The organism is Sorangium sp. So ce124 (genome assembly GCF_051525235.1).
GTDB classification, from domain to species: Bacteria; Myxococcota_A; Polyangia; order Polyangiales; family Polyangiaceae; genus Sorangium; species Sorangium atrum.
Map to the genome: position 1 here is coordinate 8,492,624 of NZ_CP150312.1, position 23,275 is coordinate 8,515,898.

Below are 23,275 nucleotides of genomic sequence, written 5' to 3' on the forward strand. Positions count from 1 at the left end.
TCATCATCGCGGCCTCCGAGCATTGAAACAAGCGCGCCGAGCGGTCCACGGCTCCTTTCACGATGACCTCGCCGTCGCTCGAGGACAGCACGTACCTGGCATCCGTCACCGTGCTCGATGCCCTTCTCTGGGACAGCTCGGCCGCCACGCGTCGTCGGCGAAGTACTCGGAGATGAGATCGTGGAGCGGACGATCGGCGGGGGGCAAGTCCAAGCGCTTTGTAAATTTCAAGGTTGCTGTTTGCTGGCGCCCACACGAGAAGTCGTTCCTGGCCCGGTCAATCCACAAACCCGTGGCGCGCCAAAGCCTGCTGTTCATCAGCTGACATCAACGGGCTCAAGACGATAGTATCGTCGAAACCGTAGAGGACCCACCTCCCGTTCACTGCAGCACGCCAAGCGCCTTTCATTCCCTCGACTCCCAGCCAGGTAAGTACACGATCGTGATGGGCGGCCCTGTGCTCGACCAGGATCTGTCCGGGATCAAACGAGCGCAGGCGCGCCTTCTTTGGGAGCCCCTCGAAGATGCGCTGGGCATTCTGAAAGTCCCCTTGGATTACTGCATTGACGTACTGCTTCGTCATTTCCTGTTCGGTCGCGCGGATCGTGGAGGTCGCGAGCGCGAAGGCTGACGGCTCAGCGAGGGCGGGCGCGCTCCATCGCCTGCGCGAGCGCGAGGTCGTCGGGCGTGCCCTGCGCGCGCAGCCCGGCGATGGCGCCGTCGCGGTCCTCGGGGCGGCGGTTCTGCGAGAGCTTGAGCTTGCCCTCGATCCGCGTGATCTCGATGGAGAGGCCGACGATCGCGGGGAGCAGCGCGGCTCGCTTCTCCGGCGAGAGCTCCGCGACGCTCCAGGGCTCGGGCCGCCCGCGCTCGTTCACGTCGGAGAGGCGCGCGAGCAGCGCGAGGAGCGCGTCGTGGTCCTCGATGGCCCGCGGCGCGCCGTGCGCGTGGACGACGGCGTAGTTCCAGGTCGGCACGTCGTCGCGCGAGGCGTACCACCCGGGCGAGATGTACCCGTGCGGCCCGCGAAAGACGGCCAGGACCGGCGTGCTCCCGTCGAGCGCGCGCCGGATCGGGTTGGCCCGCGCGACGTGCGCGAGCAAGGTGCCATGAGGGCCGCTGTCGCGATCGAGGAGGAAAGGCACGTGCGCAATCATGGGCGCGCCGTCCTCCCCGGGCGCGATGAGCATGCCGAACGGGTTCGCGTCGATGAGATCGTGGAGGTCGGCGAGGTCGGGTGCCTCGTAGACCCGGGGAAGGTAGATGGATCGCGGCGCGCCCGTCGTCATGACCGCAGGGTGTACCACGGCGCGCGCCGGCAGCCCTTGGCGACCCGACCAGCACGATCGGGCGACTCGATTGGCTCGATTTTTGAGCCGTTTTTCTGGATTCAGGGTGCATTATTCTAGTTCTCTGACAAGATTCTTTGATTCATGCCCGTTATTAGCCAGATTCCAGAGCTAAATCTCTCGTTGGAGTCTCCACCCACCTAGAAATCAGAATCTATTGTCTAGATTCTGTCGACTTTTGTCTGGTTCTTTGGCTAGGATGTCTCGATGCCCCTGGTCCCTGCGCCCCCTGTCGCCCCGCGCGGCTACAGCGCCGTCGAGCTGGCGCGCGCTGCCGGTGTCAGCACCGGCACGATCAAGCACTGGTTCGCGGAGGGTCTGATGGACAAGCCCGCGTTCCACGGCCGCCGCACGACGTACGGCCGCGAGCACCTCGTGCGGGCGCTCGCCATCAAGAAGCTGCGCGAGCACAACCTGCTGCTCCCGGAGATCAAGCGGAAGCTCGCCGAGATCCCGCTCGAGGAGCTGGCGAAGGAGGTGCTGCCGCCCGAGCTGGCCGAGAGCGCGGCGCCCGGCGCGGGGGAGCGCGCGGACGCCGCGGAGCTCGGCCGGGCGTGGCGCCGCGTGGAGCTGATGCCGGGGCTGGAACTGCACGTGCGCGCGGACGCCGGCGCGGTGGTGCACCGGATGGCGGTGGAGATCCGCGAGAAGTACGGGTGTGAACGCGAGGAAGGGCGGCAAACCCGATAGCGTCTGCTCGGCGGGCCGTCGCTAGCCGCTCGCCTTCTGCGCTCCCAGCGCCATCATCGCGTCCCAGAACATCTTCTCATACGCCTGAAATAGCCTGGTCGTGCGGCGGATCGCGCGGGGCTCCACGCCGCGGTCGAGCCCGTCCTGCACGATGGCGACCGCGGTGTCCTCGAACGACGGCAGCGCCGCGAACGCGTCCAGGAAGGCGGTGTGCTCGGGGCCGAAGCCGTACCGGTCGCGGAGCGCCTTCCCCATCCTGCCACAGTTGAACCCCCACGCCGGGAAGTTGATGAGCAGGGCGCACGCGATCTCTGCCGCCGAGGCGTTGGCCGCCGCCCAGGCCATCTGGACCGCGTACGCGAACCCCTCCGCGGTGACCTCGTACCGATCCAGGTCGTCCTTCGTCATGCCGAGCTTCCGGCCCATGGCGGCGATCCCGTCCGGCGCCACGAGCTCGCCCTGGAGGACGCCGGTCCAGAAATCGCGCCAGGGCGTGTCCCCGAAGCGCTGGAGCATCATCGCCATCGAGCGCAGGTCGCTGAGCACCACGTGGTGCTGGTGGCCCGGGAAGGCCCTCAATCCAAGGGCCGTGACCTCTCCCCGTTCGATGGCGTCCGGATAAGGGTGGACCCTCAGCTGATCGTCGATGTTCCGGAGCTCTTCGTGAATGTCCTTCACCAGCGCGGCCGCGGTCTTCATGGATCTCTCCTCCTGATCGGGCGCCATCCTACTACCGCATCGCCGCCGAGATCCCACGACCTGCGGGGCGCTACCCGCCGGCGCGCTGCCCGCTTGCGCCCCCCGGCGCCGCCGCCCGGTGGGCCCACGCGCACGGCGCTGTCCGCGATGCTCCAGTCGAGCTGCTGCCTGCCGACCCTTCATCTGCCCGCACCGCGAACGCAGAGATGGTCAGCACGGTCATGATGGCTCCGAAGACGCCGAGCCCCATGAAGGCCGCGATGCCGACGTGGAGCGCCACGGTGGCCGCCACCCAGAGCCGCCGGGTGCGCCGCGGCCAGATCATGACGGGGTAGCCGCATTCGATGAGCAGCACCATCCAGCCCGCGCCCACGGCGAGCCATGGATAGCGGGCAAGCCAGGTGAAGTCACGCTGGCGATACTCGGGCATGTTGAGCGTCCGCCAGATGGCATCGCCGTTCCACCACTGCTCACCGAGCGCCTTTCCCAGCCCGCTCGCGAGGTAGACGATGCAGAGGTGTATCTGCACCACGCGCAGGGAGAGCCGCGCCATGCTCGTGGGCCCGGCGGGCGCGCGGCCGAGCCGTCGATCGAGCGAGAGCGCCGCTCCCGCCGGCATCCACATAAGATAGAACAGGAAGATGTTGGCGAACTGGTCCACGCCGTAATTCGTGCTGTCCGCCGTCATCATCAGCATCAGGTGGGCGAACCAGGCGCCTGCCGCGGCCACCCTCGTGTACCATCCCGCGAGCAGCGCGCCGAGCGCGAGCACGTAAAGGGCGCCCACGGCGGCGATGATGGGCGACTCTCCGATTCCGAGCGTGGCGAGGCGGTCTATCAGCCAGCTGAGCCGGACAGACCCTGGCCTCCCGAGCGCGTCGAGGAATGGTGTCTGGAGGATGCCCGATCGCCCATAAAGCTCGAAGAGCGCAGGAGCGACCATCGCCGCCTGGATGAGAAGAACCGCGGCGAGCCCGATCCGGAGGACGGCGAGCGGCGCCGCCGACGCAGGAGCGAAGGCGAAGCGCTCGACGGCCGCGCACGCTCGCGCGATCCCACGCTCGATCGCGGCCCGGGGAGCGGCCGTCGACCGCGCGTTCACGGCGCGCTCCCGCCGCTCTGCTGCGCGCGCACGAGCTTCGCGCGATGCACGAATTTCGCTCGATAATTCAGCTTCCATCCCGTGGGCTTGCCGTCGCGGTACTCCGCCATCGTGGGGAGCTCGAACGTGTCGAGTCGTACGACGACGCTGTCGGCGTCTGGGTGCCTGGCGAGCACCTTGCCGGCCCAGGAAGCCACGAGCGAGCGCCTCACCATCGGATCGTCCTCCAGCGAGAACATCCCGATGATGTTCCTGACCCGGATGTCCGCTTCACGGCTCACCCCCGTCTCCAGGGCATCGGTGGCTTTGCTCCCGTTCGCGCCGTTCACCTGAAAGCTCGCGGAGAGCGTCGTTCCGACCCCTGGAGCGAAGAACGAGTACCCGCTGTCCGCTCCGGAGAGCAGGCCATAAACCTGCACCGCCCGGCGCGCCCAGCCCCCGTCTCCGACGCTGACGTGCAGAGCGCCCAGGCAGACCACCGCGAGGTGCGCCGCCGCTGCGGCGAGCAGAAGGATGGCCCGCCTTCGGCCCATGGCTGTTCCGTTCATGCGACTCACCTCCAGGGTGCCGCGACGCCGGCACCTCTCCCGACCGGGCGACCCGCGTTGCCGGCAAGGCGGCGCTGGGGGCCGAGCGTCGACTCGACCTGCAAGCGGCGCCATGAACCGTCAGGGATCAGCGCTGACCAGCCGTCAGGCTCACGACCGGAGCCGGGAGCCCTGCCCGCGAAACGTCGGCCCCGACCCCCCGATGGCCGCGGTAGCCGTGATGGCCGTGGTGGCCGTGATGGCCGTGCGGCCCGTGGATGCCGTGACGATCGCTGGCGCTCGCGTCCGCCGAGCCCGATGCGCTCGTCTCCTCGACGAGCGCGAGGTCCTGAATCGGTATCGTGCTGGCCGCACGAGCGAGCGGAGCGACAACAACGACCGCGGTCGCCACCAGAGCGCCGTTCAATCTCGACTGTTTCATGTTCGATTCCTGTCCTTCTATCCGGGCACGCTGACTTACGTGCCGGGTGATGGTGCGCCCGACGCCCCGAGAGGCAAGCGCACGGCCAGGGACGGCCCGGCGCCGTCCAAGGAGGGGCTTTGGACCCGGCGAGAGTGCCAGCGACTCCTGGCCCCCTGTGAAGGGAACGAGGCGCCTCATGCGCTCGGCAGGCACGAGGAGTTCCTCCTTCTCGTGCTCGTGCGGCAGCAGCGCTACCGCCTCATGGCCGCCACGATCCCACCGCCGCGGGGCGCTACCCGCCGTCGCGCTCCCCGGCGTGTGCCCCCCGCACCCGCGCGATGATCGCGGCGGCGACCTCCTCGGCCGGCCAGTCCTTGGCGAGCCAGCGCTGCGGGATGCTGTGGGCGCGATCGTCCTCGCGGATCACCAGCGTGATCGGTTTGGCCGGGGGCTGCAGCTCCACCGACTCGACGCGATCGAGCGGCACGGTGACCTCCCGCGCGCCACGGAGCGGATGCATCGACGGCAAGGTGATCGATCGGGGGCCAAGGACGATCCGGAACTGTTTGAGCGCCGCAAACCGCGCAGCGCCGGCGACGCCGAGCGCGCAGAAGGCCCCTGACAGGATCGCCAGCACCCCGTAGAAGACGCCGGCGCCTCCGGGCTCGAAATGGATGATCCCGTTCAGGATCAGGCCGCGATCGTTCGTCTGGGCCCGGTGGGCCAGGACCGCCGCGCAGACCGCAAAGAAGAGGGCGCCCAGGAGGAGCTCCGGGTAGGGACGGCGGAGCGGGATCTCGAGAGCTTCGTCCGCCGCGTGTTCGCTCGCCTTCATCGATAATCCCCTCCGCTGGCGGCAGCCGCCTCGTGCAGCCGCAGGGCCAGGACCTCTGCGTCGATCGCCGCCTGGTGCTCGGTCAAGAGGAAGGTGTCGCCGTCCCGGTGGGCGGCGACCCAGGGGAGCGCGCGCGCGTCGCCGATCACCTTGTCCCGGCTGCCGACGAGGACGAAGACGCCCCGCCCTTCGAGGCCGGCGCCGAGGCTCACGCTGCGGATCTGAGCGGCAGGGATGGTGACCGGAGCGCCGTTGGCGGTGAGACGAACGGCGTCGGCCGAGATCGACTCCAGGCGGACGGATTGACCGTGACGCGGATCGCGGAAGACGGCGATGTCACGCCGGAGCGCGAGGGCGACGCCGGTCGCGCCGGCGCCATAAAGAAGCCAGGCGAACCAGGCGAGCGACGGCTTGAGCGCGGGCAGCGCAGCGCCCCACAGCGCGCCGGCCGCGATGAGCGCGGCGGCCACGATGCAGAGGCCCACGCCGGCGCGGATGCGCCGGATCCTGCCGAGCTCCTCGATCGACGTCCCCAGCGCCATGAGGGCCAACGCGGCGACGCCCAGCCCCGCCGGAGACGCGAGGAAGGGGAGCACGCCCTTCGGGCCGGGCGGCGCCATGCACGCGAGCGCCGCACAGCAGAGCCCGATGCACATCGCGCGCGCCTGGAAGCTGACCGGTGGGCGGAGCACGTGAGAGAATCATGACATCGCGGCGACTCCGGGCTGTCAATGCCCCGCAGCCACCTCCGCCTCTCCTCGTGTCGCTCGCCGATATCGGCCGCTCCCGAGCCGCGCTCAGGTCCTCTCCGCAGCGCGCTCCGTCGCGCGGTCGTCGAAGAAGCGGGCGTTGATCTCCCGGTAACGCTGCCACTCGGCCGGCAGCTCGTCCTCATCGAAGATGGCGCCCACCGGGCACTCGTTCTCGCAGGCGCCGCAGCAGATGCACGACTCGGGATCGATGTAGAGCTGGAGGCCGGCGAGGCGTGTCTTCCGCTCTGCCTCGGGGATGCGCGAGATCTCGTCTGCCGCGAGCGGGCCGTGGATGCAGTCCACGGGGCAGACGGGGACACAGGCGGTGTCACACGTGGCGACGCAGGGCTCGGCGATGACGTAGGCCATGAGGGTTCCTTTCCGCGGCGCGGTCCTCCGCGCGCTCTCCTCTCCCTCCCTCCTTCGGCAGAGAGCAGGGAGCGTGCCCGCGGCCCGAGCGGCTTTTCCCGGGCTTTCGCCGGCCTTGTGCGGTCCAGGCAACGCTCCTACGGTGCCGCACGACGCCATTTCGTCGGCCTCGCTCCGCGCACGATGACCGCCTCCGCCGATCACGCCCTCCTCCTGCTCGCCGACCTCGGCGAGGCCTCGGCCCGCGCGCACACCGAGGCGACGCTCGTCCCTGCGGTGAGCGCCGCGCTCTCGCGCCATCTCCCGCTGCGGAGGCTCGATCTGCGCCGCGGCGCGGCCGCGCCAGGCGCGCCGGAGGTCCGGCGCGGCGCGGGCGGCGAGACGATGGCCGTCTTCGCGCTCCGCGACGCGGAGGGCGCCGTCGGCTGCGCCACGATGGCGCTCGGCGACGGCGCGGCGCTCGACGTCTCGCCCGCCCTGCTCGAGGCGATCGGTCGCCTGCTCGCCGTGGCGCTGCGGCAGGTGCAGGTCCTCGGGCGCGTCGCGGCCATCGCGCGCCGCGCGCAGGGGGAGAAGCGGACGCTGAAGGAGGAGCTCGATCGCGTCGCGCTGCCGAGGGAGGTGGTCGCGGTGGGCCCGGCGATGCGGGCGATCTTCCAGCAGATGGTGCCGCTCGTCGCGCGGCAGGACACGACCGTGCTTGTGCGCGGCGAGACGGGCACGGGCAAGGAGGTGATCGCGCGCCGCATCCACGCGCTCTCGCGCCGCGCAGAGCGGCCGTTCCTCGCGGTCAACTGCGGAGCGCTGCCCGAGGGGCTCGTCGAGAGCGCCCTGTTCGGCCACGAGCGCGGCGCGTTCACGGGCGCTGCGGCGCGGCACCTCGGGCTGTTCGAGCGCGCGAGCGGCGGGACGCTGCTGCTCGACGAGGTCGGCGAGCTGCCCAGGGCGGCGCAGGCGAAGCTCCTGCGCGTGCTCCAGGAGGGCGAGATCGAGCGCGTCGGCGGCGACGGCGCGGTGCGCGTCTCGGTGCGGGTGATCGCCGCGACGCACCGGCCGCTCGAGGCCATGGTGGCGAGCGGAGCGTTCCGCGACGACCTCTATTATCGGCTGCAGGTATTCCCGATCATCGTCCCCCCGCTGCGGGAGCGGCCAGAGGACCTGGAGCCGCTCACGCGCGTCATCGTCGAGAAGGTGGCGGCGACCTTCGGCCGGACGCCGCCGCGGGTGAGCGCGGAGTCGATGGCGCGGCTGCGGGCGCACGGCTGGCTGGGCAACGTGCGGGAGCTGGAGAACGTGATCGAGCGGTCGATGGTGATGTCGACAGGAGACGAGCTCATCTTGTCAGCGCCGCTCTCCGCTGCGCCCGGCGCGACAGGGCGCGTGACGACGTACCGAGAGGCCGCTCAGCGCTGCATCGAGGAGGCGCTGCGGGCCGCGGGCGGGAAGATCTACGGAGAGGACGGGGCCGCGGCGGCGCTGGGGCTCAAGCCGACGACGCTGCAAAGCAAGATGCGGAAGCTCGGGATCCGGAAGGGCGGAGAGAAGGGCTGACGACCGAGAGGCCCGTCAAACCACGCGACCCTACCCGGTGTGGGGGCGTGATCCACATGGCCTCCAGGCGGCTCCGCCATCGCACCGACGAGCCCGGCGGTCGAGAGATTCCCCTGGATCCGGAGCGCCCCAGGATCGTCGTATCAGAGCTGCTGCATCAGTTCGACCCTGACGGTCAGGCCCTGTTCCTCGTGGAGTTTCACCGCAATACCGGATGACGCCGATCGTCGCAAAACCGGTTTTCTTCGAGAGTTCGTCGCTTTTCGAGGAGAGTGAACGAATCTGGATTCTATCGTCGGACGTACGCGCGCAACGTGGCTGGATCTTGCGCTCTACGAGACAACCAACAGCAGCAGGCCAAGGACGCAGCTGGGCGGGCCGGGGAAAAGCGGACGCGACTTAGAAAAGAGTCTTGACTTTCACCTCCTGTCTGTATGAATATTCTAATCCCCTTTGACGATCCGGACCGTACTCGGCCGGGGGCCGCAGACGGTTGCAGGATCGTACAGAGGTCGACTCCGGGTGACACTGCCGGGGCTACTTGCTTCTTGCGGCTTCGCGTTCGAGTTGTTCTTGCTTTTTCCGAGTTGATGCCCGGCCCCGTCACACGGGGTGTTCGCATGTGAGCATCTGTCCGACCAACATCGTGATTGCCAGGCATGTGGTCGGCGCAGGCCCGCGGGCGCATCCGTGATCACCGGATCACGAGCACGCTGGCCGGGAATTTTGAACTTTAACCAAGGACTCGGAGGGCTCGCGTCTTCCTCGATGGTTCACTAATCCATTTCGAGCAGAGGCCGTGACTCCGCTGATCCGATCATGGAGAAATCTTAAATGCGCATCGTTCCCTTACTTGGCTATCTATCCGCTTCGATCGCGTGTGGCCTGCTGGCGTGCAGCGTCGAGAACATCGTGGACGAGGACATCGAGGCACAGGAGGGCGCGCTGGACAGCGCGGACCGCTCGATGTCGGCGAACGTCGCCGTCACCTCGGACTGGGGAAGCGGCTACTGCGCGAACGTGACGGTCAAGAACAACTCCCGCGGCCCGGCGACCACGGGCTGGAACGTCGTCGTCGGGCTCAACGGCTCGACGAGGAGCAACTCGTGGAACGTGAACGCCACGGATTCGGGCGGCCAGTTCACCGCCACGAACGTGAGCCATAACGGCGCGATCGCCAAGGGCTCCTCGACGGAGTGGGGGTTCTGCGCGAACGGCAGCGGGCGGCCCACGATCGCCTCGGTCACCGGCTCCGGCGGCACGATCGACGGCTCGAGCGCGTCCTCGTCGTCGAGCAGCAGCGCGAGCTCGAGCAGCAGCGCGAGCTCGTCGAGCAGCAGCGCGAGCTCGAGCAGCAGCTCGGGCGCGGGAGGCGCCGGCGGCGGCGGCGGGGCGGGCGGCTCCGGCGGGTCGGGCGGCTCCGGCGGCTCCGGCGGCGGCAGCACGTGCAATTCACCCAACCAGCAGGTCTGCGGTAATCAGACGGGCACCCACTGCGGCTACACCTTCGAATACTGGAAGGACACCGGGAGCGGATGCCAGACCAACACGGCGAACGGCTTCAACGTCGAATGGAGCAACATCAACAACCTGCTGGGCCGTAAGGGTCTGAGGCCCGGGTCGAAGAACCAGATCGTGACCTACTCGGCCGACTACCGGCCGAACGGCAACTCGTACCTGGCCGTCTACGGGTGGACGAAGAGCCCGCTCGTGGAGTACTACATCGTCGACAGCTGGGGCACCTGGCGTCCGCCGGGCGGCCAGGGATTCATGGGCACCGTCACCAGCGACGGAGGCACCTATGACATCTATCGGACCCAGCGAGTCAACCAGCCGTCGATCGAAGGCAACTCGACCACCTTCTATCAGTTCTGGAGCGTCCGGCAGCAGAAGCGCACGAGCGGAACCATCACCGTCGCCAACCACTTCAACGCGTGGGATCGCCTGGGGATGAAGATGGGGAACCTGTACGAGGTCTCGATGGTCGTGGAGGGCTATCAGAGCAGCGGGAGCGCCAGCGTGAACGTGTCGATGAAGTGAGCGCTCGGCCTTGAGCGTCGCATGATGAACGCGCGCGGGATGTCCATCCCGCGCGCCACGTGCCCGGACTTCAGCCCCAGGCACGACTCCCCACCCATCTGGCAGACACGCGGCGCGAGCTCGAGCAGCTGGCGGCCGCCGTCGCCGATCGCTCTCGCTCGCAATGCATCGGGCGCGCTCAGCTCGCCTACCTCGCAGGAGCCCCTTCGCCGCTCCGGCGTCGCAGCTCCGCCATGGCGTCGCCAACCATCGGCGGCGAGAGGGGCGTCGCCCGCGCACGCCCGGGTGTTTGCCTCCCCGCGAGGGCCTGCCGCTGGCCGGCCGCGCTTTCCCGAGGGCCTCCGGGGCGAGGTTCGGGTTCCTTCCGGCCATTCTCGCAGGTATGGTCACGCCAGGCGTCCTGGCTGCCCTCGTCGTTGACCACCCGGCACGACGACCGCACCCTCCGGGTCAGCCAGGCCTCGGAACAGCAGACCATCGCCCGCACCGAGACCTCGATCCCCCAACGGGGAGCCCTCATGCCGCCGACCCGACCCCCCCAGGTTGACCCCACCCTGCACCTCGGCCCCTCGGCTTCGTCAGCCCTCCAGGCGAGCCTCGGGCCCGGCAAGATCACCCGCCACGGGAGCTTCTGATGAGAGAACACGCAGCAGTCCGGACGACGAAGCCCCTCGCGACGGTCATGGCCGCGGCGCTCGCCGTCGTCTGCTGGAGCGCGGCATGCAACGCGATCTCGGGGGTCGACGATCTCGATTTCTCGGGCACCGCGGGCGCGACGGGCGGCGGCGCTGGCGGCAGCGGCGGTGGTACGGCCGGCGGTGACGCGGGCGGCGGCGGCGCCGGTGGCACGGGCGGCACCGGCGGCACGGGCGGCGCCGGCGGCACGGGCGGCGCCGGCGACACGGGCGGCGCCGGCGGCACGGGCGGCGCCGGCGGCACGGGCGGCGCCGGCGGCACGGGCGGCGCCGGCGGCACGGGCGGCGCCGGCGGCACGGGCGACGACAACTCTTACGTCATCCCCTGTGGTAGCGGCAACGTGGCAGTCGGCGTCCACGGCCGGAGCGGCGGCTCGATCGATCAAATCGGCCTGATCTGCGCGCCGCTCGCCGGCGACGGCACCCTGGGCACCGCCTTCCAGACCGTGACCGCCGGCGGCAACGGCGGCGGGCCGGGCAGCGTGATCTGCCCTGCGAACCAGGTCCTGGTCGGGATCAACATCTGGGTCGACACCCAGGTTTACCGGGTCGAGCTGCTGTGCCAGACGGTCGAAGCGTGGAAGATGAGCGATAGCGTCAATGTCGGCCCCGGCATCGGCAACATGCACAGCACAGGTTACGGGGTCAAATGCCCGATGGGGAGCGCCATCGTTCAGATCATCGGCGAGGCCGACGACTATGTGCACTCCGTCAATCCAGGTTGTCGCGCGCTGTGACGGACCGCTCTCATTCCGGGGCCGCGGCTCTCGTGAGAACGCCTCGCAGAAGCGGAGCGATCCAGCGACGGCAGACGCGAGCCGGCCAAGGCGGCGAGCGCGGAGGACGACCTCTCCGCAGCCACGTGGCCATGCGCTCTTCCCATCCCTGCTGGCACATATAGGCATACCTTGGCCCTCTCCTGGCGTGACAAGGCCGCAAATGGCCGTCTAGCCCGCCCAGGCGCCGCGCCATCCGCGTTCGCCGCTCCGCTGAGAAATTTACTGCCCATCTGGACCCGGAAGAACGCCTCCCGAGGTGCGGCGAATTCTGCTAGAGCTGTGAGCCGCGTCGGGCGCTGGTCGCGCCTCGGCGCAGCGGCAGCTTCTTAGGATCACCGGCAGACGTGCCGCGCTGCGGCAGCGCGCAGCTCCGGCGAACGGGCCTACCACCTTTCGGGCATCAACATGACTTTCCATCGCGAAATCGCACGCTTCACTTGGGTTGGGATCTCCTGTCTGGCCCTGTCCGCTGCGGCGGCGGGCTGCTCGGACGGCGCTGGCGACTCCTCGGAAACGGGGGGCGCGGGCGGCAGCGGCGCGGGGACCGGCGGCGCCTCGAGCGTGAGCTCGGGCGCGGGCAGCCCCGTCGCCGGCAGCAGCAGCAACGGCACCACCAGCAGCGGCAGCAGCGGCAGCACCACCAGCAACGGCAGCACCACCAGCAACGGCAGCAGCAGCAGCAGCAGCAGCGGCGGCGGCGGTGACCCCAGCAGCACCAGCACCACGAGCACCGGGACACCCGAGACGAGCGCCACGTCGAGCACCGGCAGCGGGACGCCCACCGGCGGGTGCCCGGCGAGCGCGACGTTCTGCTCCGACTTCGAGGGCGACGGGCTGCCCGAGGGCGCGACGTACCGTCCCTCGTACCAGGCGGCCGATGCGCTGAAGAACATGGCGATCGACTCCTCGATCTTCCATGCCGGCACGCGCGCGCTGCGCGTGAACCCCGGTGCCGCCGGCTACGACTGGAGGATGCTCTCCGTCCCGTCGCCCAGCTCGACGTTCTGGGTCCGGCTCTACGTGCGCAGCAGCGTCGATCTCGGCCAGTCCGACCACAACGCCTACTTCCAGGCCATGACGGGCGACGGCGAGCCGAACGCGGGCGACAACATGGAGGTCGCCGAGCAGTACTGCCAGATCGTGCTGAACCTGCACGACGATGTCACCCTGTCCACGGGCGGCGAGACCCGGTGCGGGAGCAACGGTGTGAAGCTCCCCAAGGACCAGTGGCACTGCATGGAGGCCTACTTCGACGGCGCCAAGGGCGGCGTCCAGGTCTACGCCAACGGCACCAAGATCATCGACAAGACAGGCGTGAAGACGCTCAACTACAAGACGTTCAGCTTCGGCTACCTCGGCTTCCACGGCCCGGCGCGGACGATGTGGTATGACGACGTGGCGGTCGCGCCGGAGCGGATCGGCTGCGCCCCCTGACACGGCCGAGCGCCGGCGCGTGGGTGATGCCAGCGCGATGGCCTGACCGCCGTCGCGCGCGCCGCGCGGCCTCCCTCCTGCTTCTCCCCCGAACGCGCACCGCCCCCCGCTCGGGGCACGGCCCGTCGGCGGAGGGCCCCGGCGGCCCCGGGCACGCTTGCTCCCTCGCTCCGCCGGCCCCATAGCCTATGTGGCCAGCGCTCCGCGGGCGCGCGCAAGCGCGAGCCGTGGTGGCAACACGGTGGCGACGCGACCGCGATCCCGGCACGAAGGTAGATGCGATGCCGTACCTGGTTTTCCGGAATTTCCCCGACAATACACCCATCCCCGATGACTGCTATAGCTGCGACGGCGCGCCGGACTGGGCAGCGTTGCTGGAGTGGATATGCCCCGATCTCTCGCGCGACGAGGCGGAGCGGCTCGCCGCGATCGGCGAAGCGAGCAGGAGCCGGCCCGACGTGGCGGGCCTGAAGCGGCTCGTCGAGGAGCACCTGAAGCCATAGGCGCGCGATGAAGGGCGCACGGACGATCATCGACCCTCGACGCCACACGTGGTGCGACACCCCGGTGGACGACATCGGCCTGCTGGTCGACGCCGACGAGTATTACCCCGAGTTCTACCGGGTCGCGTCCAGGGCGCGGCGGTATCTGCTCCTCGCCGGCTGGCAGTTCGACAGCGACGTCGCCCTGCTCCGGGGCGGTAGGGAGGAGCAGGTGTCGAGCCCGATCACGCTGCTCAAGTTCCTGAACCACCTCTGCGAGCAGAGCCCCGATCTCCAGATCTTCATCCTCGCGTGGGACTTCCACCTCGTGTTCGCGCTCGAGCGCGAATGGCTCCAGCAGCTCGTCTTCGAGTGGACGAACCATCGCCTGCGCTTCCTCTTCGACGCCACCCACGTCGAGCGCGCCTCGCACCACCAGAAGTTCGTGGTGGTGGACGGCGAGCTCTCGTTCCTCGGCGGCCTCGACCTCTGCGACCACCGCTGGGACGACCGCAGCCACACGAACAAGAACCCGCTCCGCGTCAGCCGAGGAGAGCCGCACAAGCCGTTTCACGACGTGCAGGCCTACCTGCGCGGCCGCGCGGTCGCGCGGGCGCTGACAGAGATCTTCACGGATCGCTGGCGGCGCGCGGGCGGCGTCGACATCACGCTGCCGGACCTCGACGGGGCCGATCCGACGTTCCCCGACTACCGGCCCGAGGGCGGCGTCCCCCTCGCGGCGGCGCACGTGACGCTGAGCCGCACCGATCCGCACGGCGCGCCCACCGGCGCCGCGCACTGCACGGAGATACGCGACCTCTACCTCGACGCCATCGACGCCGCGGAGCGCTTCATCTACATCGAGACGCAGTACTTCAGCTCTCACGTCATCGCCGAGGGGCTCGCGCGGCGGATGCGCGCCGAGGGCCGGCCGCTCCTCGACGTGGTGCTCGTGCTCAACATGGAGGCCGAGACGATGAAGGAGCAGATCGCCGTCGGCCTCTCCCAGGCCAAGGTGCTCGGCGGGCTGCGCGACGTGGCGGCCGAGACCGGCCATCACCTCGGCGTCTACTACACCCTGCCGGCGTGCGGCGAGGACGAGACCGCCGATCGCGCCACGTACATCCACTCGAAGCTGATGATCGTCGACGACCGCTTCCTCACCGTGGGCTCGGCCAACCTGACGAACCGCAGCCTCTCGATCGACACGGAGATCAACGCCTCGGTCGAGACCGACGACCCCGACGACGCGCTGGGCCGCTCGATCCGCGCGGCGCGCGCGTCGCTCATCGGCGAGCACCTGGGGGACACGGACTTCGATCGGGTGGACGACCTCGTCGCCTGCCTCGACGGGCTGGCGAGCCCGGCGACCGGGCCGCGCACGCCTGGGAGCTCGTGCCGGCTGAGGCTCCACCCCTCGCCCACGGCGGACGAGCGCGCCCTGCTCGAGGTGATCGACCCGCAGCAGCTGCCGTTCGACCCCGCCGCGGTCGAGGACATCGACCAGCGCCAGGGCTCGCTGTTCGTCGGCGGGCTCGGCGCGCTCTGGCGGCACCTCTTCGCCAGCCGGGACCCCGCGAAATAGGCGCGCGCGAGGCGCTCCGGGCGAGGGCGCCTGGGAGGCGCGGGCGCGGGCCCGGGCACCCGCGGTCTTCCTGGACCCCGAGGCAGGGCGCGCCCCTTCCGGCCGCCAGGGGCACATGGTAGGCTGTGCCGCGGAATTGCGAACGGTTTCTTCAGGTTGTCTCTCAAAGTTGAAGCGTTGACGCGACGAGGAGTATGCAAGAGGCAGAGATCAAGATCGGGGGCATTTCGGTCCGCGACCTCGCGGAGCAATACGGAACACCGCTCTATGCCTACGATGCCGAGCGCATCCGGGAGAACTTCGGTCGACTCACGCGGGCGCTGCGCGGCAATTACCCGGAGGTGTCCGTCTTCTATGCCATCAAGGCGTGCAACAACCTGGAGATAGCGAAGCTCCTGGTCAACGAGGGCTCCGGCGTGGACGCCGCGAGCCCGAACGAGATCCGCCTGGCGCAGGCGCTCGGGCTCTCGGGCGAGCAGATCATCTACACGGGCAACAGCCTGTCGGACGAGGACCTGGCCGCGGGGCTGCGCGCCGGGGTGGTCTTCAACGTGGATGATCACGGCATCCTGAAGCGCCTGTTCTCGCTCGGGAAGCCGCGCTGTCTGTCGTTCCGGATCAACCCGAGCGGCGAGGACATCGCGACCCCCGATCTGAAGCCGTTCGCGGGCCCGTCCGCGAAGTTCGGGATCCACCCGCGCTACGTGGAGGAGGCCTATCGCACCGCGCTCGAGAACGGGGTCGAGCGGCTCGGGGTGCACATGATGCCTCACTCGCAGGCGCACAAGCCGGAGAACTTCGCGCACGTCACGGGCAAGCTGCTCGACCTGATCGGCCCGGTGGCCCGGAAGCTCGGCTTCGACCTCGCGTTCATGGACATCGGCGGCGGGCTCGGCATCCCTTACCGGAGGGAGCAGCCGCCGCTCGACGTGGAGGCCGTCGCCCGCGGGATCGCCGCGGTGGTCCGCAAGAAGTGCGCGGAGCACGGCCTGAAGGAGCCGCGCCTCGTCATGGAGCCGGGGCGCTACTTCGTCGGGGACGCGGGCTACGTGCTCGGGCGGGTGATCTCGATCAAGCAGGGATACAAGACGATCATCGGCACGGACATCTCGATGAACACGATGGCGCGCCCGGTGATGTACGGCGCGTACCACGAGGTCCGGATCAACGGCCGCCTCGGCCCGACGGCGCCGATGGCGATGACGGGCCAGGTCTGTGAGAACACGGACATGTGGATCGCGGAGCGCGAGTTCCCCGCGGACGTCGCCGCGGGGGACGTTGTCGTCCTGATGGATGCGGGCGCGTATGGCCACGTGATGAGCTACGACTACAACGGCCGGCTGCGGCCGGCCGAGGTGCTCATCGACGGCGGGAAGAGCCGGCTGATCCGGCGGCGCGACACGTTCGAGGACATGGTCTCGCGGATGTGCCTGTCCGAGGAGATCAAGGAGCGCCTGCGCGCGGCGGCGACAGAGCCGGCCGGCGCGCCCGGCTGCGGCTGAGCGGCATACCCCTGGGGCGCACGAGTCTGCGCTCCGCTCTATCGCACCTGAGCTTCACGGCGAGACCGCTACAGGGACGCTCGCCACCCGCACCACCTTCCCATCGAACGCGACCGCCAGCGCGAGAACCGGCGACGCCCCCGCCGCCCGCAGCTCCGCTGTGTAGTCGTTCCGCCGGATCTGCTCGATCCCCTCGTCGAGCGCCTGCTCCAGCGTCTTGCCCGCTCGCGCCACCTTCAGCTCGAGCACCACGCCCGGCCTCCCCGGCTGCGCCGGCCGGATGATCACGTCCGGCCGGCCGCGCCCCGACTCGCGGTTCGACCGCACCTGGTGCTCCGGCTCCAGCGCCGCGAGGAGCCCCAGCACGAAGCCCTGCATCACCTGCTCTGGATCGGGCCGGCCCGTGTCGTGGTACGAAAGCACGTCGGTCGCGAACGCTTGGAGCTGCGCCTCGAAGCGCGCCGCGTCGCCCGCGAGGAGGGCGTCGAGGAGCCGGTCGAGCCCACCGCTCTGCCGCTCGAGGCGCGCGCCGAGCCACCGACGGAACGTCGTCGTGTACACGCCCCGGACCTCGCGGTTCGGGATCGAGAGCAGGTGCGAAGGCTGCTCCATCGGTCCGCGCGAGCGCTTCTCGGCCCTGAGATACCCCGTGAAGACGAGGAGGCTCCACAGCACCTCGTCGCTCCGGTCAAGCTCCCCGAGCGGCACGCTCTCGTCGAGCACGCGCTCGACGCTGCCGCCGTCGAGCAGCGCCGCGAACGCCGGCTCGAGCGCGAGCGCGCGCCGCTCGAGCTGCTCCCGCACCAGATCGTTCGAGCTCGTGTTCACCCAGTAGGGCTGCGGCGCGCCATCTTCACGGGAGAGGAAGTTCAGGACGCTCCACGGGTTGTAAACGACGGTATTTCCGAAGAGATACCCGTTGTACCAGGCGCGCAGCGACGGGAGCCGCTCAAGCCGCCCAGACCTCGTGAGCAGCGACTCGACCTCGGGCTCAGTAAACCCGAAGCAGGTGTCGAACTCCGGCGCGAGCAGCGAGTAGACAGCCACGTTGTTGAGACCTGAAAAGATGCTCTCGCGGGCCACGCGCAGGACGCCCGTGAGCACCGCCTTGAACAGGTGCGGATTGCCCTTGAGGCCCTCGGTGAGGAACGCGCGGAAGAAGCCGATGACCTGCGCGGCGTAGCCGTGGAGATACCCGGCGTGGAGGGGCTCGTCGTACTCGTCGAGGAGGATGACCACACGCTCGCCGTGGGATCGGTGGAGATAGCTCGACAGGTCGAGCAGCGCTGTCTCGTATGCGATCCTGCCAGCCGTGCCGTCGAGGACTTCGCGATACCGCCGGGCTTCACGCTCGCTCAGCGCGCCGCTGTCGAGCAGGTCGCGGTGCTCGTCGAAGAGGCGCGCGATCCTGTCCTGCACGCCCTCCCAGAACGCGTCGAAGCTCTCGGCCTTCACCCCCTTGAAGGTCAGGTGGAGCACCGGGTAGCGCTGGAAGTGCGCGCGGTACTGCTCGCCGGCCTGCCAGATCCGAAGATCACGAAACAGCGGGGAGAGATCCTGTGCGTGCCGCTCGAAGAAACAGCGCAGCATGGAGAGGTTGAGCGTCTTGCCGAAGCGCCGCGGGCGCGGGAGCAGGACGACCTCGGTGCCCGGCCTGTCGAGGAGTTCCTGGATCAGGTGCGACTTGTCGACGTATTCGAGCCCCAGCTCGCGGAGCCGGCGGAAATCGTCGATGCCGATGGGGACCTGGATGCTCATGGCGCCTCGGGCGGGGCGGCGTGCCCTCCCCGACACTACTCCGCCACCCGTCAGCGGCAAGAGCCCTGAGCGAGCGGCACGAGCCCTGAGCGTCCAGCACAGTGGGCCGGGCGTTCTGCTTCTCTGCCGGACCCATCGGCACGGCCAGCTCCACGAGCTCGAGCCAGACCAGGTGCCTTCAGGCCGCCGACGCCCGCGGCTTCGCGCCGGCCGCGTGGCGGTTTGCCGGCCGAGCCAGCCCGAGGTTCTCCCGCAGCGTGCGGCCCTCGTACTCCGTTCGGAACAACCCGCGCCGCCGCAGCTCCGGGATCACCAGCTCGATGAAGTCGTCCAGCCCGCCCGGGAGCCACGGCGGCATCACGTTGAACCCATCGGCGCCGCCCCGCGTGAACCACGCCTCCAGCTGATCCGCGATCTGCTCCACCGAGCCCACGATCGTCCAGTGCCCGCGCGCTCCAGCCACCCAGAGGTAGAGCTCCCGGATGGAGAGGTTGCGCTTGCGCGCGATGTCGAACATCAACGCTTGCCGGCTCTTGTTGTTGTTGGTCTCGGGCAGCTCGGGGAGCGGCCCATCCACCGGATACGCGGACAGATCGATCCCGCCGGACAGGCCCGAGAGCAGCGACAGCCCGACCTCCGGCAAGATGAGGTCCTGCAGCTCCTGGTACTTCGCCCTGGCCTCCGACTCCGTCCTTGCGACCACGGGGAACACCCCCGGCATGATCTTCAGCTGGTCGGGGTGCCGCCCGTACTTGGCCATCCGGCCTTTGACGTCGGCGTAAAAGGCCTGCGCGTCTTCCAGCGTCTGCTGCGCGGTGAAGATCACCTCGGCGGTCTCGGCCGCGAGCTCCCTGCCCGCCTCCGACGACCCCGCTTGCACGATCACCGGGTGTCCCTGCGGCGGACGCGGGATGTTGAGCGGACCTCGAACGGAGAAAAACTTCCCCTTGTGATCGAGCGTGTGCAGCTTCGCCGGGTCGTAGTAAGACCCCGACGCCTTGTCGCGGAGGAAGGCGTCGTCCTCCCAGCTGTCCCACAGGCCGGTCACCACATCGACGAACTCGCGCGCCCGGACATAGCGCTGCGCGTGATCGGGGTGAGCGTCGAGCCCGAAGTTCCCCGCCGCCTCGCCCCCGCCGGTGGTGACCACGTTCCAGCCTGCGCGCCCCTGGCTGATATGGTCCAGCGACGCGAACTTGCGGGCCAGCAAATAAGGCTCCTCGTACGTGGTGGACGCGGTGGCGATGAAGCCGATGTGCTCGGTGACGACCGCGAGCGCAGAGAACAAGGTGACCGGCTCGAAGCTGGCCCCATAAGCGGTGCGGCCCTGCGCTCCGGGCCGGTTCTGCAAGGCGAGCCCGTCCGCCAGGAACACGGCGTCGAACTTGGCCCGCTCCGCCGCCTGCGCAATGCGCTTGTAATGCGCGAAGTTGATGCCTCCGTCCGCCTGCGCCTGCGGGTGCCGCCAGGCCGCCACGTGGTGTCCTGCGCCAGGCAAAAAGGCGCCCAAACGGATCTTCCGCTGATTGTCGCTCATGGATGTCCTCGGTCTCGGTCCTTCACGTGCGCGCGAGGGCGCGTCGCCGCGCGACCGCCGCACGCGATCACCACGCCCAGAGCGCAAGCGCCGTGCCCGGCGCCGGAGCCACGGGCGCAGCGGCGGAGATCGAAGGGCCGCCCCTCCCCTGCCCCCCGACGTGCTGCGAGGGCAGCAACGGACCACCAGCGCTGCGGAAGCATTGCTGTCAGGGAAGCACCCGTCCGCGGCAGCTCACCGGTCGATGGGCGGGTGAGCGCGCGCGATCGTTCCGCTCAGCGATGCGGCCACGGGGGCGGCCCGTGCGGTCCCCGTCGCGGAATGCTCTGCGGGTCGGCCGGGTCGCTGCCGGCGTCCCGCTCGTCACCGTCGCGGAAGCCGTCGCCGTCGCGATCGACGCCGATGCGCTCGCCCGACCCGGGCGGCACGCAGGTATACGTCAGCTCGCCGCCGCCCCTCGTGCCCAGCCAGCGGAGCTCGCCGTCCGATCGCCGCGGCGCGCGCGCGCGGTCGGCGTCGAAACGGCCATTGCCGACGTACAGAAAGCCCACCTCGTCCCCCTGTGACCAGCCCTTGACCACGAGATCGCAGTCGCCGACGTCGGCGCGCGCCACGAGCAGATCGACGCGCGGGCCGGCCACCGCCGCGTTCGACGACGTGAGCGTGATCTGCTGGCCCACGATGGGCTTCAGGTTCGACTCCAGCGCCAGCATGTACTCCGCCACCTGGCGCTTCAGGAGCTCCCCCTCGGGATCGACAGGGAAGCCGCCGGGGTTCTCCGGCGTCTGGACGAAATCGGAGAACGCGTTGAACCGAACGAGCGTATCGACGGCGCCGTCGTGGAGGAAGCCAAAGCCGCGGACCTGATCGCCCATGTGCGCGTTGGAGCCGCCGAACGGGAACACGAACGACTCCGCCATGCCGAACATCCCGACCTTCTGGTACTGATTGCGCAGGTGCGGGACCTTGAAGAGCTGGGTCTCGTTGGCGTTGGCCGAGCCGCCGTCGCTGCCGAAGAAGCCCGGCGCGAAGTCGTCGGGGTTGGCGTCGGGGTCGACGACGTGGCACCCGATGCACGAGGCGCCGAGGATGCTCGACACGGGCCCCCCGAAGAAGTCGCGCCCCGCGCTCTGATCGGGCGTGAGCGAGTCGTCGAGCGCGCGGATGGGGTTGGGTGGATACGTGACCTGGAGGATGAAGTCCGTGAAATCGTCCATCTCCTCCTCCGAGATCGTCTCGTCTCGCCCGAGCAGATCGACGAACGATACGCTGAATTTCTTGAACGCCGCCCGCTCGTCGAACACCCCGCTGTCCGGCTGGGACGTCGGCGCATCGTGGCCGCCCGTGCGGTCGCCGCGCCAGTGCATCGGCCCGTGGTTCGCCATGCCGCGCAGGCTCTGGGTCGTCATCGGCCCCTTCATCGGGTGCAAGCTCGTGTCCTGGCCGAAGAGATCGGTGCAGAACGGTCCCGGGTTCTCCAGCGCGGTGCCGTCCGGGTTTCCGAGGTCCCACGCGAGGCTGTCGAAGTCGCCGAAGATATGGCAGCTCGCGCAGGACGAGTCGCCGTGGCTCGAGCTCCACGACGCGTCATAGAGGAGGCGGCGCCCCCGGACGACGCTCGGAGGCTCCGGGTTGTGCATCGGCACGTGCGCGACCTCGCGGCGGGTCCGGGTATCGATGACCGAGATCGCGTTATCGAAGCGCGCGAGCACGTAGAGCCGCTGCCTGTCTTCATCGAGGACGAGGCCGGTCGGCCCGCCGCCAGGGACGCGGATCTGGTTCGCGGCGCTGGGCACGAACGTGTCGTTCTCGAGCTTCGCTGTGTCGAAGACGCCGATCTTGTCCGAGCCGAGCGCCGCGACATACAGGGTCGCGCCGTTGCGCGTCACGGCCATCTGCGTCGGTTGCGCAAGGCTCTTCTTGCTCTCGTCGTTCGGTACCGGCGCGCAGCAGCTGCTGTAATCGATGTGCTTGTTGAGGTGCCTCGGGGCGACGCCGCCCGGACCGAGGACGGTGATCCTGCTCTCGTGCAGGTGGCCGCGCACGCTGTGGCCAGCGAAGATCCCGGGCCCCTCGAAGCGCTGCTCGTTCCGGGCGTCGGTGTTGGACACATAGACCTTCCCGTTCACGGGGTTCACGACCATGTTGAACAGGATGGTCCCCACGCCCGTGAAGAATCCGCCTGGCCCGTCCACCTGGCGCGGCGGATTGGCGAGCGCGTCGATGACGAAGACGTCCTTGTCGGGCAGCGAGAGGCGCACCGCGTCGTCGAAGGGGCGGCCCAGCTCGTCGACCCAGTGGGCTCCGTTGAATTTAAGGATGAGCCCGACCTCCGGCCGGGGGACTCCCTCGAAGTTGGTGTCGGGCCCTGGCAGCCCGCCCGCGGCCTCCCCGCCGTCCGGCACGAGACTCTCGTCGATGACGGTCGTGCGGTTCCCCGAGTGGAAGGCGGCGGCGTAGACCCGGCTGCCGTCCGGCGTCACAGCGAGCGCGCGCGGCGTATCGCTGAAGAGCGTCACGATGGAGAGCGGCGTGCCGCCGAGCGACGTCCCGAGCCGCCTCGCATCGAACACCCAGACGTCCGCGCGCCCTATGCCGGGCGTCAAGAGCTGCGGATCGAAGGGGGCGTTCTGCCCGCGGTGGGCCGTGGTGATGAAGGCCCGCGAGCGCTGCGGACCGGCGAACACGATGTCGCGCGGCTCATCGCCCACGAGCAGCGTGCGGACGACGCGCGCCCTGGCGGGGTCTCGAACGTCGACCACGCTCACGCTGTCGGACAGGTGGTTCACCACCCAGACTTCATCGTCGCCCCGGGCAGCCACGGCGACCGGCTCGAGCCCCACGGGCACAGACGCCTTGAGCTGCAGACGATTGGCTTCGACGCGGAAGATCTCCAGCCGGTTGTCGGGCGTGTTCACCGCGAAGAGCAGCTTGCCGTTCGCCGACAGGGCCAGGGGGCGAACCTGGCCCGATTCGAACGTCGTGAACGGCGTGGCGGCCGCCGCGGGGAGAGCGGCGGCGAGGAGCATGGCCGTAGCACCTGCGCTCACAGCCAGGGAACGGCGCAGACAGCGTGATGGCAGCATTCTTTCAAGCTAGGAAAAATAAATACAATTAACAACAAAAAAAGCGTTCGAGCGGTCGCGCCGTCATGGCCATCTCGTT

21 protein-coding genes are annotated in these 23,275 nt (G+C 69.4%); 8 read left to right on the forward strand and 13 right to left on the reverse strand.

All coding sequences use genetic code 11. The features are described 5' to 3' along the window. Window positions 1–277: 277 nt before the first annotated feature. Window positions 278–583 carry a hypothetical protein gene (locus WMF19_RS31600; protein ID WP_437893788.1) on the reverse strand — a complete coding sequence of 102 codons (306 nt, stop codon included), beginning with the start codon at window positions 581–583 and terminating at the stop codon, window positions 278–280. Window positions 584–635: 52 nt separating this feature from the next. Further along, the gene (locus WMF19_RS31605) at window positions 636–1,307 is read right to left on the reverse strand and encodes an FMN-binding negative transcriptional regulator (protein ID WP_437893789.1); all 672 of its coding nucleotides are present in this window, start codon (window positions 1,305–1,307) and stop codon (window positions 636–638) included. Between the two features lie 249 nt (window positions 1,308–1,556). On the opposite strand from WMF19_RS31605, the gene WMF19_RS31610 reads away from it, so the two are divergent. Next, the gene (locus tag WMF19_RS31610) at window positions 1,557–2,039 is read left to right on the forward strand and encodes a helix-turn-helix domain-containing protein (protein ID WP_437893790.1); all 483 of its coding nucleotides are present in this window, start codon (window positions 1,557–1,559) and stop codon (window positions 2,037–2,039) included. Window positions 2,040–2,060: 21 nt separating this feature from the next. Here WMF19_RS31610 and WMF19_RS31615 read toward each other — a convergent pair whose 3' ends face one another. From WMF19_RS31615 to WMF19_RS31645, 7 genes are all read right to left on the reverse strand, one after another. Next, complete coding sequence (locus WMF19_RS31615) at window positions 2,061–2,738, reverse strand: hypothetical protein (protein ID WP_437893791.1); 678 nt, start codon at window positions 2,736–2,738, stop codon at window positions 2,061–2,063. Window positions 2,739–2,808: 70 nt separating this feature from the next. Then, window positions 2,809–3,840, reverse strand: a complete 1,032-nt coding sequence (locus tag WMF19_RS31620; protein ID WP_437893792.1) for an HTTM domain-containing protein — start codon at window positions 3,838–3,840, stop codon at window positions 2,809–2,811. After that, the gene (locus WMF19_RS31625) at window positions 3,837–4,388 is read right to left on the reverse strand and encodes a hypothetical protein (RefSeq protein ID WP_437893793.1); all 552 of its coding nucleotides are present in this window, start codon (window positions 4,386–4,388) and stop codon (window positions 3,837–3,839) included. Before WMF19_RS31625 ends, WMF19_RS31620 begins: the two co-directional genes overlap by 4 nt. A gap of 127 nt (window positions 4,389–4,515) precedes the next feature. Then, the gene (locus WMF19_RS31630; protein ID WP_437893794.1) at window positions 4,516–4,809 is read right to left on the reverse strand and encodes a hypothetical protein; all 294 of its coding nucleotides are present in this window, start codon (window positions 4,807–4,809) and stop codon (window positions 4,516–4,518) included. A 274-nt stretch (window positions 4,810–5,083) separates the two neighbouring features. Continuing rightward, window positions 5,084–5,626, reverse strand: coding sequence for a hypothetical protein (locus tag WMF19_RS31635; RefSeq protein ID WP_437893795.1), 543 nt, complete (start codon window positions 5,624–5,626; stop codon window positions 5,084–5,086). After that, complete coding sequence (locus tag WMF19_RS31640; RefSeq protein WP_437893796.1) at window positions 5,623–6,318, reverse strand: hypothetical protein; 696 nt, start codon at window positions 6,316–6,318, stop codon at window positions 5,623–5,625. Before WMF19_RS31640 ends, WMF19_RS31635 begins: the two co-directional genes overlap by 4 nt. Before the next feature lie 105 nt (window positions 6,319–6,423). Continuing rightward, window positions 6,424–6,747 carry a 4Fe-4S dicluster domain-containing protein gene (locus WMF19_RS31645; protein WP_437893797.1) on the reverse strand — a complete coding sequence of 108 codons (324 nt, stop codon included), beginning with the start codon at window positions 6,745–6,747 and terminating at the stop codon, window positions 6,424–6,426. A gap of 183 nt (window positions 6,748–6,930) precedes the next feature. On the opposite strand from WMF19_RS31645, the gene WMF19_RS31650 reads away from it, so the two are divergent. The 3 genes from WMF19_RS31650 to WMF19_RS31660 all read left to right on the forward strand — a co-directional run bounded on the left by WMF19_RS31650 (window position 6,931) and on the right by WMF19_RS31660 (window position 11,770). Beyond that, window positions 6,931–8,298 carry a sigma-54 interaction domain-containing protein gene (locus WMF19_RS31650; protein ID WP_437893798.1) on the forward strand — a complete coding sequence of 456 codons (1,368 nt, stop codon included), beginning with the start codon at window positions 6,931–6,933 and terminating at the stop codon, window positions 8,296–8,298. A gap of 834 nt (window positions 8,299–9,132) precedes the next feature. Continuing rightward, window positions 9,133–10,338: a glycoside hydrolase family 11 protein gene (locus WMF19_RS31655; RefSeq protein ID WP_437893799.1), complete on the forward strand. Its 1,206-nt coding sequence runs from the start codon at window positions 9,133–9,135 to the stop codon at window positions 10,336–10,338. A gap of 634 nt (window positions 10,339–10,972) precedes the next feature. Further along, window positions 10,973–11,770 (forward strand): hypothetical protein, encoded by a 798-nt coding sequence (locus WMF19_RS31660; RefSeq protein ID WP_437893800.1) that lies wholly within the window; start codon window positions 10,973–10,975, stop codon window positions 11,768–11,770. Window positions 11,771–12,195: 425 nt separating this feature from the next. Here WMF19_RS31660 and WMF19_RS31665 read toward each other — a convergent pair whose 3' ends face one another. Next, window positions 12,196–12,705: a hypothetical protein gene (locus WMF19_RS31665; protein ID WP_437893801.1), complete on the reverse strand. Its 510-nt coding sequence runs from the start codon at window positions 12,703–12,705 to the stop codon at window positions 12,196–12,198. Between WMF19_RS31665 and WMF19_RS31670 the strand changes: the two genes are divergently transcribed. The 4 genes from WMF19_RS31670 (at window position 12,704) to lysA (ending at window position 16,815) form a co-directional block, all read left to right on the forward strand. Beyond that, entirely contained in the window at window positions 12,704–13,246 is a 543-nt protein-coding gene (locus WMF19_RS31670; RefSeq protein ID WP_437893802.1) for a hypothetical protein, read from the forward strand. The two genes, WMF19_RS31665 and WMF19_RS31670, sit on opposite strands and share 2 nt — an antisense overlap. Window positions 13,247–13,527: 281 nt before the next feature. After that, window positions 13,528–13,749, forward strand: coding sequence for a hypothetical protein (locus WMF19_RS31675; RefSeq protein WP_437893803.1), 222 nt, complete (start codon window positions 13,528–13,530; stop codon window positions 13,747–13,749). 7 nt (window positions 13,750–13,756) lie between these two features. Then, entirely contained in the window at window positions 13,757–15,313 is a 1,557-nt protein-coding gene (locus WMF19_RS31680; RefSeq protein ID WP_437893804.1) for a phospholipase D-like domain-containing protein, read from the forward strand. A 194-nt stretch (window positions 15,314–15,507) separates the two neighbouring features. Beyond that, complete coding sequence (gene lysA, locus WMF19_RS31685; RefSeq protein WP_437893805.1) at window positions 15,508–16,815, forward strand: diaminopimelate decarboxylase; 1,308 nt, start codon at window positions 15,508–15,510, stop codon at window positions 16,813–16,815. A gap of 54 nt (window positions 16,816–16,869) precedes the next feature. On the opposite strand, the gene WMF19_RS31690 is transcribed toward lysA, so the two are convergent. The 3 genes from WMF19_RS31690 to WMF19_RS31700 all read right to left on the reverse strand — a co-directional run bounded on the left by WMF19_RS31690 (window position 16,870) and on the right by WMF19_RS31700 (window position 23,139). Continuing rightward, window positions 16,870–18,573 carry an AAA family ATPase gene (locus tag WMF19_RS31690; RefSeq protein ID WP_437893806.1) on the reverse strand — a complete coding sequence of 568 codons (1,704 nt, stop codon included), beginning with the start codon at window positions 18,571–18,573 and terminating at the stop codon, window positions 16,870–16,872. A 178-nt stretch (window positions 18,574–18,751) separates the two neighbouring features. Then, window positions 18,752–20,110 carry an LLM class flavin-dependent oxidoreductase gene (locus WMF19_RS31695; protein ID WP_437893807.1) on the reverse strand — a complete coding sequence of 453 codons (1,359 nt, stop codon included), beginning with the start codon at window positions 20,108–20,110 and terminating at the stop codon, window positions 18,752–18,754. A gap of 275 nt (window positions 20,111–20,385) precedes the next feature. Continuing rightward, window positions 20,386–23,139, reverse strand: a complete 2,754-nt coding sequence (locus tag WMF19_RS31700; RefSeq protein ID WP_437893808.1) for a beta-propeller fold lactonase family protein — start codon at window positions 23,137–23,139, stop codon at window positions 20,386–20,388. Between the last annotated feature and the right edge of the window lie 136 nt (window positions 23,140–23,275).

What these genes read in the sequence shown, in the direction of transcription:
- WMF19_RS31610 (WP_437893790.1), top strand. Translation starts at nt 1,557, where the DNA reads ATGCCCCTGGTCCCTGCGCCCCCTGTCGCCCCGCGCGGCTACAGCGCC.
- lysA (WP_437893805.1), top strand. Translation starts at nt 15,508, where the DNA reads ATGCAAGAGGCAGAGATCAAGATCGGGGGCATTTCGGTCCGCGACCTC.
- WMF19_RS31675 (WP_437893803.1), top strand. Translation starts at nt 13,528, where the DNA reads ATGCCGTACCTGGTTTTCCGGAATTTCCCCGACAATACACCCATCCCC.
- WMF19_RS31625 (WP_437893793.1), bottom strand. Translation starts at nt 4,388, where the DNA reads ATGAACGGAACAGCCATGGGCCGAAGGCGGGCCATCCTTCTGCTCGCC.
- WMF19_RS31600 (WP_437893788.1), bottom strand. Translation starts at nt 583, where the DNA reads ATGACGAAGCAGTACGTCAATGCAGTAATCCAAGGGGACTTTCAGAAT.
- WMF19_RS31630 (WP_437893794.1), bottom strand. Translation starts at nt 4,809, where the DNA reads ATGAAACAGTCGAGATTGAACGGCGCTCTGGTGGCGACCGCGGTCGTT.
- WMF19_RS31635 (WP_437893795.1), bottom strand. Translation starts at nt 5,626, where the DNA reads ATGAAGGCGAGCGAACACGCGGCGGACGAAGCTCTCGAGATCCCGCTC.
- WMF19_RS31615 (WP_437893791.1), bottom strand. Translation starts at nt 2,738, where the DNA reads ATGAAGACCGCGGCCGCGCTGGTGAAGGACATTCACGAAGAGCTCCGG.
- WMF19_RS31695 (WP_437893807.1), bottom strand. Translation starts at nt 20,110, where the DNA reads ATGAGCGACAATCAGCGGAAGATCCGTTTGGGCGCCTTTTTGCCTGGC.
- WMF19_RS31670 (WP_437893802.1), top strand. Translation starts at nt 12,704, where the DNA reads ATGGCGATCGACTCCTCGATCTTCCATGCCGGCACGCGCGCGCTGCGC.
- WMF19_RS31645 (WP_437893797.1), bottom strand. Translation starts at nt 6,747, where the DNA reads ATGGCCTACGTCATCGCCGAGCCCTGCGTCGCCACGTGTGACACCGCC.
- WMF19_RS31655 (WP_437893799.1), top strand. Translation starts at nt 9,133, where the DNA reads ATGCGCATCGTTCCCTTACTTGGCTATCTATCCGCTTCGATCGCGTGT.
- WMF19_RS31650 (WP_437893798.1), top strand. Translation starts at nt 6,931, where the DNA reads ATGACCGCCTCCGCCGATCACGCCCTCCTCCTGCTCGCCGACCTCGGC.
- WMF19_RS31680 (WP_437893804.1), top strand. Translation starts at nt 13,757, where the DNA reads ATGAAGGGCGCACGGACGATCATCGACCCTCGACGCCACACGTGGTGC.
- WMF19_RS31665 (WP_437893801.1), bottom strand. Translation starts at nt 12,705, where the DNA reads ATGTTCTTCAGCGCATCGGCCGCCTGGTACGAGGGACGGTACGTCGCG.
- WMF19_RS31700 (WP_437893808.1), bottom strand. Translation starts at nt 23,139, where the DNA reads ATGCTCCTCGCCGCCGCTCTCCCCGCGGCGGCCGCCACGCCGTTCACG.
- WMF19_RS31660 (WP_437893800.1), top strand. Translation starts at nt 10,973, where the DNA reads ATGAGAGAACACGCAGCAGTCCGGACGACGAAGCCCCTCGCGACGGTC.
- WMF19_RS31690 (WP_437893806.1), bottom strand. Translation starts at nt 18,573, where the DNA reads ATGAGCATCCAGGTCCCCATCGGCATCGACGATTTCCGCCGGCTCCGC.